The sequence below is a fragment of the Holophagales bacterium genome (genome assembly GCA_016719485.1).
Taxonomy (GTDB): domain Bacteria; phylum Acidobacteriota; class Thermoanaerobaculia; order UBA5066; family UBA5066; genus UBA5066.
On the sequence record JADJZB010000026.1, the window covers coordinates 51,898 to 67,042 of the forward strand.

General features: G+C 71.6%; 9 protein-coding genes. 2 read left to right on the forward strand and 7 right to left on the reverse strand.

Annotation, left to right across the window (positions count from 1 at the left end; all coding sequences use genetic code 11):
• Positions 1 to 15: 15 nt before the first annotated feature.
• From IPN03_18350 to mfd, 3 genes are read right to left on the reverse strand one after another with little or no spacing between them, the layout of a single operon-like run.
• Positions 16 to 1,644, reverse strand: a complete 1,629-nt coding sequence (locus IPN03_18350; GenBank protein ID MBK9375621.1) for a peptidylprolyl isomerase — start codon at positions 1,642 to 1,644, stop codon at positions 16 to 18.
• On the reverse strand, positions 1,641 to 2,498 hold the full coding sequence (locus IPN03_18355) for a peptidyl-prolyl cis-trans isomerase (GenBank protein MBK9375622.1): 858 nt from the start codon (positions 2,496 to 2,498) through the stop codon (positions 1,641 to 1,643). Before IPN03_18355 ends, IPN03_18350 begins: the two co-directional genes overlap by 4 nt.
• Positions 2,495 to 6,022 (reverse strand): transcription-repair coupling factor, encoded by a 3,528-nt coding sequence (gene mfd, locus IPN03_18360; GenBank protein ID MBK9375623.1) that lies wholly within the window; start codon positions 6,020 to 6,022, stop codon positions 2,495 to 2,497. The genes IPN03_18355 and mfd overlap by 4 nt, the downstream gene beginning before the upstream one ends.
• Positions 6,023 to 6,238: 216 nt before the next feature.
• Between mfd and efp the strand changes: the two genes are divergently transcribed.
• A complete protein-coding gene (gene efp / locus IPN03_18365; GenBank protein ID MBK9375624.1) occupies positions 6,239 to 6,814 on the forward strand; it encodes an elongation factor P in 576 nt (191 codons plus the stop codon).
• Between the two features lie 58 nt (positions 6,815 to 6,872).
• Entirely contained in the window at positions 6,873 to 9,401 is a 2,529-nt protein-coding gene (locus IPN03_18370; protein ID MBK9375625.1) for a DUF4388 domain-containing protein, read from the forward strand.
• 103 nt (positions 9,402 to 9,504) lie between these two features.
• Here the strand turns inward: IPN03_18370 and IPN03_18375 are convergent, their stop codons facing one another.
• From IPN03_18375 to IPN03_18390, 4 genes are all read right to left on the reverse strand, one after another.
• Entirely contained in the window at positions 9,505 to 10,842 is a 1,338-nt protein-coding gene (locus IPN03_18375; GenBank protein ID MBK9375626.1) for a hypothetical protein, read from the reverse strand.
• Between the two features lie 107 nt (positions 10,843 to 10,949).
• Positions 10,950 to 12,176 carry a carboxypeptidase regulatory-like domain-containing protein gene (locus tag IPN03_18380; protein MBK9375627.1) on the reverse strand — a complete coding sequence of 409 codons (1,227 nt, stop codon included), beginning with the start codon at positions 12,174 to 12,176 and terminating at the stop codon, positions 10,950 to 10,952.
• The gene (locus IPN03_18385; protein MBK9375628.1) at positions 12,148 to 13,416 is read right to left on the reverse strand and encodes a carboxypeptidase regulatory-like domain-containing protein; all 1,269 of its coding nucleotides are present in this window, start codon (positions 13,414 to 13,416) and stop codon (positions 12,148 to 12,150) included. Before IPN03_18385 ends, IPN03_18380 begins: the two co-directional genes overlap by 29 nt.
• A gap of 80 nt (positions 13,417 to 13,496) precedes the next feature.
• Positions 13,497 to 15,122, reverse strand: coding sequence for a carboxypeptidase regulatory-like domain-containing protein (locus tag IPN03_18390; GenBank protein ID MBK9375629.1), 1,626 nt, complete (start codon positions 15,120 to 15,122; stop codon positions 13,497 to 13,499).
• Between the last annotated feature and the right edge of the window lie 23 nt (positions 15,123 to 15,145).

The window sequence follows — 15,145 nt, forward strand, 5'->3', positions numbered from 1 at the left end:
TCACACCCGGTCAGCTCAGAAGCGGAGCGTCAGCCCGGTGTGGAGGTCCCACTGGTAGAGGTAGTTCGAATCGTAGTAGGTGTAGCAGCCGTACCAGGGGTCGCAGTAGCCGTACCCGCTGCTCGAGGAGTTGAGGTAGACGGGCATGAAGCGGAACCCCAGGCGAAGGCCCATGGCATCGGAGAGGTAGACCTTCGCCCCACCGCCGATGCTGCCCGAGAACCGCGTCAGGGAGGAGAACTGCGGGGCCGGCGTCAGGATGCTCACGCCGAGGAGAAAGTCGGCGTAGGGGCGGATCTTGGCGCCGTAGGTGCCGAACATCCAGAGGCCGCCGATCTGGATCGTATCGACGTTCAGGTGCGTGATGCGCCCCGTGTACCCGGCCGGAGGCGTCTGCAGGAAGGTCGCTTTCAGCTCGGTGTCCTGGTGGCTCCAGATGAGCTCGGCGGTGAGATTGGGGCGGATCGCGTACTCCACCGTCAGGCCGAAGCTCAGGGCCGCAGGCACCTCCAGGCTCTCGATGAAGGCGCTCGTAGCCGTCGAAGCCGTGCCGCCGATGCGGTACCCGACGGTGGGGGTGATCTCGAACTTGCGTTCCTCCCTCACCCGGCCCTCCAGCTGGACGGGCATGCCCGTCGACATCGGCGTCTGGGTGTCCGGCGGAGGAGGAGCGGCCACGGGCGGCTTGTAGTACGCAACGGCCTCTCCCGAGACCTTGATGACGGCGTCGCGCTCGAGCTTCTCGAGGTACTCGGCGAGCTTCTTCTGGAACTGGGTCTCCTGCTCCTTCTTGAGGATCTCCGCCTTGACCTCGGAGTAGGGCCTATAGGTCGCGGGCATCTTCTCGACGACCTTCAGGACGTGCCATCCCGACCGGGTCTGGATCGGATCGGAGATGCCGCCGGACGGCAGAGAGAAGGCGGCCGCGTCGAGGGCCGCCGCGAGCTCGCCCTTTCCGACCGTCCCCATGTCGCCTCCCTTGGATCGGGTCGGACCGTCGGAGAACCGCAGGACGACATCCTCGAACTTCGTCCCTCCCCTCGCGAGGGTGACGGCCTCCCTGGCCTTCTCCTCGGCCCCGGGCCCGGCGTTGATCAGGACCTCGGCGACGCGCACCTTCTCGGGCACGGCCCAGGTTTCCTTCTCCCTCTCGTAGGCGAGCCGAAGGGCGTCGTCGGAGAGGTCGACCTTGCTGTTGACCTCGCGCCCGACGACACGCTGGATGGTCGTGGAACGCTTCAGCTGGTCGCGGAGCCTGTCGGGCGTGAGGTTCGAGGCCTCGAGCGCCTTGACGAAGTCCTCCTCGGAGGTGACCTTGTTCTGCTCCTTGAGACGCTTGATCTGCTCCTCGACCTCGACGTCGGTCGCGACGATGTCCAGCTCGCGCGCCCTGTCCTCGAGGAGCGCTTCGTTCAGCAGCTCCCTGAGGACCGCCTTGCGGACGTCGTCCCGCCGGGCGACGTCGAGGCCGGGAGGAGCCTCCCGGAGGGCCACCTCGGTCCTCTCGTCCAGCTGGCTCTGCGTGACGATGCGGGCGTTGACGTGGACGAGGATCCGGTCGATGACCTCGGCAGCCGCCGGAAGGGCCGAAAACGCGAGGGGGGCGAGGATGGCGGTGCCGATGAGGCGTCGGAGCGTCGTCACGGGGCGGAGTCTAGCGAAAACCGGGCCGCCCCCCCGACGTAGGGGAACGGGAGGTGCTCCTCGATGACCGCCACGCGCCAGCGGAGGCTCGAGGCCGCCAGCAGCGACGCGACCGCTTCCGAGCTCCTCCTCTCGGCCACGGCCAGCAGGAGGGCCGGGCGCGCCTCCTCGAAGGGGACGACCCGCCCGTCGGCCCGCTCCTCCACCCGGAAGAGGTGGACCCCGTGGCCCGCGGGCAGGATCGGGCTGACGCCGCCCGCCTGGAGGCCCCACACCGCCTTCTCGAACGCGCCCGGCAGGTCGGTGCGCTCGAGCCACCCGAGACCGCCACCCGTGGCGGCGTTGGGAGCCCGGCTCACCTCCTTCGAGACCGTTTCCCATTCCGCGCCCGAGAGGACCTTCCGGCGGGCCGCCTCGGCCGCCTCGCGCGTCGGGAAGATCATCTGCGACAGCTTCACGAGCGGCGGGTGACTCCAGCGCTCGGGCTGCCTGGCGTACTCGGCCCTCAGGTCGGCGTCATCGATCGACTCGAGGCGGGCGGTCCTCGCGAGGACCTCGCGGCGCCTCTCGGAGGCCGTCTCACCCTTCGGCTGCGGGTCGGCGGCGTCGACGGCCTTCTGGAGGAGGCGCTCCTCGAGGTACTGGTCGAGGAGGCTCGACGCGACCTGGGGAGAGACCTCCACGAGGGGGGCCCCTGCCGCGGCGCGGACGTAGGTCCCGAAGTCGTCCTCCTCCACCGGCTCGTCGCCGATGAGGGCGATGACCGACGCGCTCCGGGCGGCGTCCGGACCCCTGCGGGAGCAGGCCGGTGCGACGAGCAGTACGGAGAGGAGGAGCGGGACGAGACGGTTCACGGCGGTCCTCCGGCGAACGCGGCGAGGAGCCCTGGCGCCGTGAGGGCGCCGGGACGCGCGAGGGACTTGAGGAAGCGGCCCGCCACGCCGCAGACCTCCTCCGTGTCGGGCGAAAGGCCCCGGAAGAGCTCGGGAACGCGGAAGGCGTCCGGCCCGGTCGCCGTGAGCTGCCGGCCCTTGAGCGCCGAAAGGAAGCGGTCGGGATCGAGACGATGGCCCGTCTCGAGCGTGACGGCCAGCTCGGCGCCGCGCCGCTGGATCGTGCGGACGCCCAGGTCGAGGGCGAGAAGGCGCAGCCTCGAGAGGCCGAGAAGGCGCGCGAACTCGGGCGGCGGGGTGCCGTAGCGGTCCTCGGCCTCCTTCGCGAGATGGTCGAGGGCGTCGATGCCGTCGGCCGTCGCGAGGCGCTTGTAGAGAGCGATCCGGAGGCTCTCCTCGCCGATCCACTTCGCCGGCAGCCCGAGCGGCAGGCCGAGCTGGAGCGTCACCTCGCGCTTCTCGACCACCGGCTCGCCCCTCAGCTCGCCGATCGCCTCCTCGAGGAGCGTGACGTACGTCTCGAAGCCGACGGCGTCGATGTGGCCCGACTGTTCCCCGCCCAGGACGTTTCCCGCGCCGCGGATCTCGAGGTCCTTGGCGGCGATCCGGAAGCCGGCGCCGAGGTCGGAGAACTCCTGGATGGCGCGCAGGCGCCGGCGGGCGTCGTCGGTGAGGGCCATGCCGGGCGGGACGAGGAGCCAGCAGGAGGCGGGCTTGTCGCTCCGGCCGACCCGGCCTCGCAGCTGGTAGAGCTGCGAGAGGCCGTAGAGGTCGGCGCGGTCGATGATCATCGTGTTGGCCGTCGGAATGTCGAGGCCGTTCTCGACGATCGTCGTCGCGAGAAGGAGGTCGGCGGCGCGCGTCGTGAACGCGCGCATCGTCCGCTCCAGCTCCCCTTCCGACATCTGGCCGTGCCCGACGACGACGCGGCACTCCGGGACGAGCTCGGCGAGCCGCTCGCGCCAGACGCCGAGCCCCTCGATCCGGTTGTGGACGAGGTAGACCTGCCCTCCCCGGTCCAGCTCGGCGCGGATCGCCTCCCGCACGACCTCGTCCCCCTGCGGCACGACGTGCGTCGCGATGGCGAGGCGGTCCTTCGGGGGGGTCTCGATGACGGAGAGGTCGCGGATCCCGCCGAGGGCCAGGTTCAGGGAACGGGGGATCGGCGTCGCCGACATCGAGAGGACCTCGACCGACGCGCGCAGCTCCTTCAGCTTCTCCTTCTGCGCGACGCCGAAGCGCTGCTCCTCGTCGATGACGACGAGACCGAGGTCCTTGAAGGAGACGTCCTTCGAGAGGATCCGGTGCGTCCCGACGACGACGTCGAGGGTCCCCTCGGCGAGACGGCGCACGACCTCCTTCTGCTCGTCGGCGTTCCGGAAGCGGGAGAGGAGGTCGATCGTCACCGGAAACGCGGCGAAGCGGCGCCTCAGCGTCCGGTGGTGCTGGTCGGCGAGGATCGTGGTCGGGGCGAGGATGGCCGCCTGCTTGCCGTCGAGGACGCACTTGAAGACGGCCCGCATCGCGACCTCGGTCTTGCCGTAGCCGACGTCGCCGCAGAGGAGCCGGTCCATCGTCTTCTCCGACTCCATGTCGCGCTTGATGTCCCGGATCGCGCCGAGCTGGTCGGGCGTCTCCGTGAACTCGAACGCCTCCTCGAACTCCTTCTGCCACGGCGAGTCCTTGGAGAAGGCGTGCCCCGGCGTCGTCGCGCGGCGCGCGTAGAGCTTCAGGAGCTGCTCGGCGATGTCCTTGACGGCCTTTCGGACCGACGCCTTGCGCTTCGCCCAGCCGGTACCGCCGAGCTTGTCGAGGGGCGGAGCGGGCCCGTCGCCGCCGCTCTGGTACTTCTGGAGGAGATCGAGCCTCTCGACCGGGACGAGCAGCCGGGAGTCGCCCGCGTAACGCAGGTCGACCATCTCGCGGGCGACGCCGACGTCCTGGATCGTCACGAGGCCGCGGAAGAGGCCGATGCCGTACTCGCCATGAACGACGAAGTCCCCCGGTTTCAGGTCCCTGAGGTCCGAGAGAAACGCCTCGGAGGCGGCCCTTCGCCTGGGGGCGGCGGCGCGAGGCTCGCCGAGCACGTCGGTGGCCGTGAGGACGAGAAGCCCCCCCGGACGGAAGAGGAAGCCCGACGCCGGGCCGCCGTCGAGGAGGCGGCAGGCGCCCGGCGCCAGCGGCGCCGTCGCGTCTCCCTCGGCCCCTGCGAACGCGATCTCGTACTCGGCGAGGATCCGCGCGAGGTGCTCGCGCTCCCCCTTCGTGGGCGCCGCCAGGACGACGGAGAGGCCGTCGCGCCGCGCCCGCTCGATCTCGCGCGGTACGTCGGGGAGCCGATCCTCGAACGAGAGGACCTCTTCCGCCCCCACGAGGAGCGTCTCTCCCGCCGGCACCGCCGCCGCGAAGGCGACGAGCGCGCGTCCGCGCACGAGCTCCGCCATCCGGTCGGCGTCCCCCGCGAGGCGGATGGGGTCCGGGAGGGACTTCCCCTGCTTCCTCACCTTCTCGTAGTCGAGGCGGAGGAGGTCCGCGGCGCGGGCGAGCTCCTCGGCCACGCCCTCGGGGTCGTCGACCGCGAGGGCGAAGGAGCGGGCGTGGTCGAGGATCGAGGCGGGGGTCTCGCCGGCGTGGAGGAGCGGGAGGAGCTCCTCGAGACCGTCGTTCTTCCTCGGGGCGTCGGGATCCCGCGGGACGGGCGGCTCGTCGTCCTCCACCCGGCAGGCGGCCAGGACCGCGAGAGCCCTCTCGCGGCTCTTCGGGGTGTCGGGCGTCGCCGACATCGGAGGCAGGAGAACGCGCGCGAGGGTTCCCGTCGACCGCTGCGTGTCGGGGTCGAACGTCCGGACCGACTCCACCTCCTCGAACCCGAGCTCGATCCGGACCGGCTCGGCGAGGTTCGGGGGGAAGACGTCGACGAGGCCGCCTCGCACGGCCAGGTCGCCGCACTCGGTGACGAGGTCGGCCCGGGCGTAACCCTCCGCGACGAGCGCGGCGACGAGGCGCCCCACCTCGATGCGCTCTCCCGGCGCCACGACGAGGCTCCGGCGCCTCACGTCGTCGGGCCCCGGGAGGATCCGCAGGAGCGCCCGGGCCGGGACGACGAGGAAGTCGACGTTTCCCTCGGCGAGGCGGGCGAGCGCCCCGTACTCCTCGCGCCGCACCTTCAGCGACGGCGGGATTCCCTGGTACGGCGTCAACGACGGCGCCGGGAAGAAGGCGACGCGCTCCGGCCCCAGGACCGAGGCCGCGTCGCGATGGAGCGCGGCAGCATCCCTCTCGTGCGCGCAGACGACGGCCCACCTCAGCCCGAGCGCGGCCGACGAGGCCCCGAAGAGGTAGGGCAGGAGTCCCGGCGGGGCGCCGACGAGCGACACCCCTCCCGGGGCATCCTCGAGGACCCGGGCCTCGAGGCGCGTCAGAAGGTTCGCCACGGAGGGCGCGGCGGCGACCTTGTCGAGGAGGGGGTCCCTCCGGCCCTGCACGAACGGGATTATCGGGGAGCCCCCCGCGGACCGGTAATCCACGACTTACCCCCGATTCCGCCCCCGATTCCGTGCCAGGCGTGAAATCGTGTATTGCAGCTGCAATACACGATTTCACGCCTGGCACCGTCTCGGGCCGGGGATACGCCTAGAATGACGCCCCGCGGCGGGCCCCGGATTCCGGGGGTGCGCCGACGCCGTCACGAAGAGGACCCCATGGCCGCTCTCATCGAAGCCATCGAGATCAAGCGCAAGAGTTTCTTCGAGCACGAGGGCGAGCCCTACGCCTGCCTCGACGTCTCCATCTCCACCCCCACGGCGCGAGGCGGCCAGACCCTCGTGCGCGTCAAGATGCGCAACCTCATCACGCGGGCCGTCTTCGACAAGACGTTCAAGGCGGGAGAGAAGTTCAAGGAGCCGGACCTCGGCAAGGTCGACGCGACCTACCTCTACTCCGACGGCGAGGGCTTCCACTTCATGGACCAGGAGTCGTTCGAGACCCTCACGCTCCAGCCCGACATGGTCGGAGAGAACAGGCTCGTGCTCGTCGAGAACACGATCGTGGGGCTCCTCAAGTTCAATGGACACCCGATCGACCTCGAGCTCCCGTCCCACGTGGAGCTGACCGTGACCTACACCGAGCCGGGCTTCCGCGGAGACACGTCCAGCGGCGGCGCGACGAAGCCGGCCACTCTGGAGACGGGCCTGGAGGTCCGCGTGCCTCTCTTCATCAAGGAGGGAGACCGGGTCAAGGTCCACACCGAGACCCACGAGTTCGTCGGCCGGGCGTAGGCCGGCTCCGCCGGGGGCGGCCGGTACAATCGCCCCCTCGCAGGAGGCGGAACCGAACTTGGAGCCCACCCCCGTCAGTCCGGAGGTTCAGGAAGCTCTCCTGGAGCTTTCGCAGTACCTGTCCGACACGCTGCCGCCGATGATGGTCGCCGGCTCGGTGGAGCTCCTCGCCTCGCAGCCTCCCGTCCTCGTCGCCGAGCAGATCCGGGGCTGGACGGCCGCCCAGTACCAGGGCCGCACCGCGAGCCTGCCCGTGTCCGACTACCTCTTCCACGCGCTGAAGAAGATCCACCTCCTCGCCGAGCTCAAGCTCGTCCCGACCGACAAGGCCCTCCGGCTCCTCGGCGGCATCCTTCCGCTCCTGGAGACCTTCTGCCCCGAGGAGGACCGCGGCCTCCTGCGCGACAACGTTTCCCGCCTCGGCAGCGCGGCCACCGTCCTCACCTCTCCGGTGGAGACGATCTACCGCCAGGTCGGCACGGAGCAGCCGCTGGCCTCGCGCGGGCGCCCCGCGGACGCACCGCCGACCGCCGCCGGAGCCGCCCCCTCCGCGGCCGCCTCCCTCGCGTCCCCGGCGGGGCCGCAGGCGACCACCGACGACGTGGCTCGCGGCCTCGCGCGCTTCGGCCTCCTCGTCGAACGGCTCGAAAAGTCGCTTCCGAAGGAGGGTGGGAGGAAGCCGTCGGACGCGCTGACCGCCCAGCTGCTCGCGACGGCCGCCACCGCGTCCCGTTCGAGCCGCGAGCTCGAGGAGAACCTCGCCCGGCTCTCCCGCATCGGCGTCGACGTCCCGACGGGAGACGCCCTGTTCCGCAAGCTCTCGGAGAGCCTCCCGGGGTGGGGCGTGCCGGTGAACCCCGACGCGGACGAGACGATCGGCCCGGGCGCGCGCGGGAGCGTCGTCGGGGCGATGAGGCGCCTCGTCACCCTCGCGCCTGGCGCCGAGGAGGGGGCGAAGCGCTTCCGCGAGATGGTCCAGGCGGGGATCGAGCAGTTCAACGAGGGCAACCTCGGCAGGGCGGTGACCCTCTTCAGCCTCGCCGAGCAGGTGATCCGGCGGGAGAGGGTCGAGAAGCCGGTCGCCCAGGCGATGCGTGCGCGCTCTCACGAAACCCTCGACGCGGCCCGGATGCGCGCCTACGCCGAGAAGCCCGAGAACCACTTCGGCCTCAAGACCATCCTCGACTTCTTCCCGGCACTGCGCCCCGCCGGGCTCCTCGAGTCGCTTCGCGAGGAAAGGAAGCGGGACGGGCGCCGGCTCCTCCTCTCTCTCCTCGAGGTGCACGGACCTCCCGCGCGCGACGCCGCGCTGGAGAAGCTCTCCGCGGCCGCTTCGGTTCCGGCGGACGAGACCGACTGGTATTTCCTGCGGAATCTCCTCTACGTGCTTCGGAAGGTCCCCAGGACCGCGGAGGCCCCGTCTGAAGGCGAGATCGACTTTCTCTTCCGCCTCTCGGAACCCTCGCAGCCCGTGCCCCTCGTCAAGGAGGCGCTCGCGAACCTGGCGCAGACGCGGCACGAAAGGGCCGAGCAGATTCTCGTGGCCCGCCTCTCGCAGCTCGAGTCGACAGTGGCGAAGGCGGGTGCGGTCGTACCGCCCGACCTCCTCCAGCTCCTCGACAAGACCTGCAGCGCCCTCGCCCGGCAGGGGACCCCCGCGACCCTCCGGGCCATCGTCGACCACGGCCTGAAGGGCGCGGTCGGGCCTTCCGGCTCCGTCGTCCGGCTCGGCCACCTCGGCGGACACGACCTGTCCTCGCAGGAGGACCTCGTCGACCGCCTTCTCAAGGCGCTGCGCAGCGTGCTGCCGGTCAAGGTCCTCGGCTTCGTCCTGTCCTCCAGCGGCAGCGCCGACGCCGAGGCGCGGCACCTCGTGAAGGCCCTTTCGGGGACTCCCGCACCGCCGGTCCAGCGTCTCTTCGAGGAGATCGCCCGCAAGTACCCCGACCGGGAATTCGGCCGCGAGGCGAAGAAGGCCCTCGCCTTCTTCGAGCAGCCGCGCAAGGCCGCCGAGTCTCCCGGGCCCGCCAGCCTCGCGGGAGACCTCGAGGTCTTCGGCCTTCCCACCCTTCTCCAGACCCTCGAGCAGACACAGGCGACGGGGATGCTCACGCTCAAGGACGGTCGCGGCTCGGAGATCGGCGGGGTGGCGTTCGAAGGGGGGCACGTGAGGGGCGCCGCGTCCGGGACGCTCCGCGGCGTCGACGCTTTCCACCAGCTTCTCGAAAGGCCCGCAGCGGCGTCCTTCGCCTTCGCCCGCGCCGCCTCGCTGCGGCCCGAGGACGCCAACCTCCCCACGCCACAGCCCGTCATGGGCCTTCTCCTCGAGGGGATGCGCCGCTACGACGAGCTGCAGCGCTCCGCTGCGCTCATCCCCGACGGCGCGCGCCTGCGCCCCACGGGGTCGAAGCCGACCCGCCTTCCGCAGGAGGACGATCCGAAGCTCCTGTCCGCGGTCTGGGCGAGGGTCTCCCAGGGGGCGACCGCCACCGAATGCGAAGGCGTGTTCGCCACCGACGCCTTCCGCGTCCGCCGCCTCCTCGTCCACTGGGTCGAGGAGGGGTCGCTCCAGGTCGTCCCGGAGTAGACCCCGGAGTAGCCCCCCGTGCCAGGCGTGCAGTCGTGTATTGTTTTCAACAATACACGACTGCACGCCTGGCACGAGATCGGGGCCGGGGCCCCGGAGGCGCCTAGAACCCGGCTCGGAGCGTGACGAGGAACTCGTCGGGGTGGACGACGGCGGCCTTCGTCCGCATGTCGTGACGGGCGTACTCGACGGTCAGGTCGACGTTCCGGACGATGCCGGCGCGGAAGCCGACGTCGAACTTCGACCAGTCCCACGCGAAGGACGGGGCGAGGAAGCCGGCGGGCGTGGAGAAGGCGTTGTCGATCCGCGAGACGCGGACGGCGGGCTGGATCCAGTTGAACCAGGGCTGGTCGCCGACGGCGAAGAGGCCGTTCAGCGGAATGCGCCAGGCCGCCTCCACTTCGTAGCCGCGGCGTACCAGGCCCGCGAGGTCCTGGTAGACGTACTGGCCGAAGAGAGAGAAGCGCTCCCAGCGCGCTTCGACGTTCACTCCTGCCTCGGTCTTGTCGCGGCCGTCGATCCAGCCGGCGGTCCCGGGAGGAACGTCGTCGAGAAGGTCGAGGTCGCCGCCGTAGACCGTCCCCTCGATCGCGAGCCGGTCGGCGAGCTGGCGGTGGTACATCCATCCGAGGACGTCGAGCCCGCGCCTTCCGTCCTGGGACACGACACGGAAGCCGAGACCGCCGCCGGCCTGGAAGCCGCCGTCGAGGCGCGTGTCGTTCGCCTGCGCGTCGTAGAGGATGGGGAAGCCCGTGCCGTACGGCGCGTCGTCGAGACGCGAGAGATCCTCTCGCTCCGGCGTGCCGTTGTCCCCCGCCAGGGCGTTCGGGTCGCGCAGGAAGACGGGGTTCCCGTTGGCCCCCGCCGCGCGCCAGTAGAGGACCTTGCCGAGACTCCCGCCCGCCTCGACACCGATCTCCTCGAAACGATTCACGGCCGTCCCCCAGAGACCGTAGCTCTCCAGGCGCCGCGTCAGCTGCTTGGCGAAGCGGGGCGCCTTCCCCGCCTGGACGTAGAGGCTCGTGCCGTCGAAGGCCTTCAGCCCGTCGACCCGCTTGCCGAAGCGCAGCCACGCCTCGCGGACCCTCACCGCGTCCGCCGTCGACGTCGGGTTGCGGTTGTAGAGGTCGATGAAGTGGATCTCGACCTTGGCCTTCAGCCCTTTGGTCAGCTCCCCCTCGCCGATCAGGTTGACCGTCGAGACCTCGAACGAGCCGCCCGGATCGACGGTGGCCTCGAAGACGTCGACGCCCTGCATCCGGCCGACCTTTACGTAGTAGTTCTTCGAGTCGCGAAAGTGGAGCTTGACCTCGCCCTTCAATCGGAATCGGCCGTCTCCCGTCGAGAGCCCGCCCCCTTCCTGCGCAGGCGCCGGGAGAGACGTGGTCGCGAATAGCGCGAGAACGATGGACAGCGACGTGCGGCGGGCTCGAGCGCGCATGGGAGATCTCCTTCCGGCGAGTGCGCGAATCCTAGCAGGGACCCCGCACGCAGCGGCAACTCCCCGACGCCCTACTGCCTTTCCCGTCGCCCTCTTGCCCGCCGCCCCTACGGCAGCTCGACGACCGTCCTTCCCCCTTCCGTGACCGTGAAGGCCTTCGGCGCGACGCCCTCGACCGCCAGGGTGTAGCTGCCCGGGGCGAGGTTCTCGAGGAGCTCGGTACCGGCCGCGGGCAGGGTGACGTGCCCCTCGTTGCCCCACGAGCGGTAAGGGTGCGGCTGCCCGAGGGCGTTCCGAAGCGTCGCGCTCCCCTTCGCCCGCGACGCCTCGCCCGGGAGGATCTCGACGCTCCCCCCTGGCGTCAGCGCCACCGGGAGAGGGGCGCCGGGGACGACGACCCCTTCGAGGACCTGCGTCGCGTAGCCGTTCGAGCCGACGACGAGCGAGTACCTGCCGGGCCTGAGCGAAGAGATCTCGCCCTTGCCGTCGCCGTCGAGCGAGAGCCACGTGGAGGTGACGTTCGCGCCCGCTCCGTCCTTGACCCTGACGTTGGCCGAGCGGAGCGGAATCTGGTAGATCCCGTCCCTCACGCGGACTTCGAGCCCCTCGCCCCGGGTCATCTCGATCGTCCCCGCGTCGCCCCCGTCCTCCGTCGCCGAGGCGTTGTCGCTGGCCTCCTGGTAGCCGGAACGGCGAAGGGTGAGCTTGTAGGCTCCAGGCTCCACGTCGTCGACGAAGAAGCGGCCGTTCGAGTCGGAGGTCGCGAAGCCCGGGCGAGCCGATGGCGTGCCGTCGAGGGCCGCCGTGATCCGGGCATCGGCGAGGGGCTGTTTCGTCGAGCCGTCGACCACGACGCCGAAGAGGCGTGCCATCGGCAGGTCGACGTCGAGCGAGGCCTCCCCGTCGATCCGGAGCTCCTTCGATACCGTGCGTCCTCCCGACCCCGGCGCGCCCTGGACGTTGACGGTGTAATCGCCGGGCGTGATCCCCTCGATCCGGTAGGAGCCGCTCTCGTCGGTCCGCGCCGAGCCCGACGAGGAACCACGGCCGCCGCCCACGAAGACCCTCGCCTCCGCCACCGGCTGCCCGCCGCGCGTCACGCGCCCCGCGAGCGCGCCGGTCCCCTCGAAGACGACCTCGGCTTCGGCCTCTCTCTGCCCCTCGGCGATCGTCACGCTCCCGGTCGCCGACCGGGTCGACCCCGCGAGGAAGTCTCCCGCGGTGGCGCGGAGCGAGATCGTGCCGGCCGGCGCGCCGGCCAGCTCGAACCGCCCGTCGGCGCCCGTCCGCGCGGACGCCCAGTACTCACGGGGACCGTTCGCGTTGACGCTCACCCCCGGCGCGGGACGCGTCGGGAAGGCCCGAGACGACGCCGCGGATCGTCGCGCCTCCGGCGAGGACGAGCGTGACGTCCTCCTTCGTCTCCCCTGCCACGAGAATCGCTTCCACGGGCTCCGTCGTCTGGCCGGGAACGCTCGCGCGGAGCGTGAAGCGTCCGGGCGAAAGATGGTCGAAGCGGAACCGCCCGGAGGCGTCCGTGGTGGCCGACTCGCCGCCGCCGAATCCGCGCCCCGGCGCGTTCGCCCCTTCGAGCGCCACTTCGGCCCCCGGCACGGGCTGCCGCGTCTCGGAGAGGACGACGCCCCCGAGGGAGCTTCCGCGCGAGAGGGCGACCTCGACGCTGCTCCCCCCTTCCTTCAGGTCGACGTTCTCCGTGCGGTCCGTGTAGTCGGCGTGCTGGACGGAGACGGTCACCTTGCCGGGGGCGAGCCCCTCGACCTCGAACCGGCCGTCGACGTCGGTGACGAGGTCGCCGCCGAAGCCTGACGCCGGGAACGCCGCACCGCCGGTTTCTCCGGAAATCCCTACCGTCGCCTCCGGGACGCCCCGCCCGGACCTCGCGTCGGTGACCCGCCCCTTCAGCGTGCTTCCGGGCGGGACCCGGATCTCGACTCCGTCCGTCGTCGTCGCCTCTTCTACGACGACGCCACCGGCCCGACCGGCCTGGTACCCCTTCGCCGTCACGACGACCTGCCACTTCCCGGCAGGGACGTCCTCGATGGCGAAACGGCCGTCCGGGGCCTCGACGGCGACCGCCTCGCCCGCGCCTCCGAAACCGCGGCCTCCGGCCCGCCGCCCGGCACGCATCACGTTGCCGCCCCCGAAACCCGGACGATCCGCCTGGAAGGAGACGTCGAACGACGTGAGCGGCTGACCGGTCCTTCCGTCGACCGCAACACCCTCGATCCGGCCGGCCCCCTCGACGATCCACTCGACGTCCGCCGCGGGCGCCACGATGCCTCGCTTCAGCGGCCCGGGCCCCCCCGCGAGGGCCACGGCGAAGAGCTGCAGGTCGTAGGCTTCCCCGGCCTTCAGGCCGTCGAGGAAGAACGCCCCGTCCGGCCCGGTCGGCATCGCGACCGACCCGAAACCTCCCGTCGGCGCCTTGCCGGACAGCCGGGGTATGACGAGGTAGCCCTCTGCGCCCCCACCGGTCTTGCGGAGGACGAAGCCCGCGATCGCCGCCCCCGGGGAGAGCACGACGTCGACCGGTTCGGGATGCGTGTCGCGCACGAGCCTCAGCGGGTCGACGACCTCCGTCGCCCGGCCCGGCGCCTTCGCGCTGAACGCCCAGTCGCCGGCGGGAATCCCCTTCAGCTCGAAGCGCCCGTCGGCACCGCTCTTCGCCGAGGGCGATCTCCGAGACGCCGCCGAAGCTCATCTGCATCATTCGTCCTCCGCTGGAGGAGCGGACGACGCGCGACTGCGAGAGCGCCACCTCGACGCCGGCGATCGGATTGCCCTCGAGGTCCTTCACCGTCCCCGTCAGAACGAGGCCGCGCCGCAGGGTGACGATTGCTCCCGTGCGCGTTCCGCCGGCCACGAGCGAGATTCCCCCGAGCTTTCCCTTCTCGTAGTCCGGGTGCTGCACGTCGATCCGCTGGTTCTCGCCCGGTGGGAGACGCGAGACGGAGAAGGTTCCGTCGGCGCGCGAGCGGATCCTCGCTCCCGTGTCGCCCGCCCAGGCCCGCATCACCAGGCGGAACGGGCTGTCGCCGCCGGAGACGACGGACCCTCGCGTCCGCCACCGGCCCGCCGTCCTCGTCGACGACCCGCCCCGAGAGCGACGCGCCGCGCGTGAGCGGGACGTCGAGGACCTTCGTCGCCCCTTTCTCGAGCCGGACGTTCGCGCGCGTCCACCGGACGTGCGCGGGCTCGTCCGCGCGAACGGTCACGTCCGCGGGCCGTAGCCCCTTCAGCCGGTAGCGTCCGTCGGCCCCCGAGCGCGCCACGAGCCGGCCCGGGCCCGAGGAGACCGTCAGCTTCACGCGCGGGACGGGCTTCAGCGTGGCAACGTCGAGCGTCCGCCCCTCGAGGACCGTCGGCGGGGCGAGCGCGAGCACGACCGGCTTCCCGCCCGGCACGGGCGTCACGCCGGGAGCTTCGGCGAATCCGTCGTCCCCGGCGTCGGCGACGACGCTCCCGCGGCGGGAAGGAAGATCGGCGAGACGGAAGGTGCCGTCGGCGCCGACCTCGACCCAGCGGGTCTCGAGCCCGTCCCCCTCGTACCGCACGAGCGCACCGGCCGCAGGCTTGCCGTCCCTCTTCTTCACGCTCCCGGACAGAGGCGCCCCCGCCACCAGGGCGATGGCCCGGCTCTGAGCGCCCCCTTTCGCCCCGCTCAGGTGCGCCGGCGCGAAGCCGTCCGCCACGACGAGCAGCTCGTTGCGCTCGGACGCCGCATTCTCGAAGCGGAACGTCCCGTCCGCGCCCGTGCTCGATTCCTCGGGGACGGGGCTGAGACCGAAAGAGCCGTCGAAGCGCCCCCGCGCCGTCAGCGTGACGCGCGCCCCGGCGACCGGCCTGCCCCCCGGCCCTGTGACGCGCCCCGCCAGCGCCTCGGCCTTCCGGAGCGGCAGCTCGCCGAGCTCGTCCGTCTCGGATGCGTCGTAGATGCCCTCGAGCTCTGCCGCGATGGCACCCTTCGCGGCGATGCGGACGCGGTAGAGGACCTCCTTCCCGGGCGCGGCGGGAACCGTGAGGGCGAACGCCCCGCCGGACCCGGCCGTCACCGAAGCGAGCGCCTTCGGCTCGGCCTCGCCCCGCGCCTGGCGGCGCGCCTTCTCCAGCGGCTCCTCGAACGGGATCGCCGAGACGATCGCGGCGGCCGGCTTGCCGTCGATCGCGACGGTGCCGCTCAGCGTTCCCGCGGAAGCGGACGGGCCCGGGAGGACGAAGACGAACGCCAGAAGGGCGACGGCCAGACGGGTTCGAGTCACGAGGACCTCCATGGGCTTCCTGC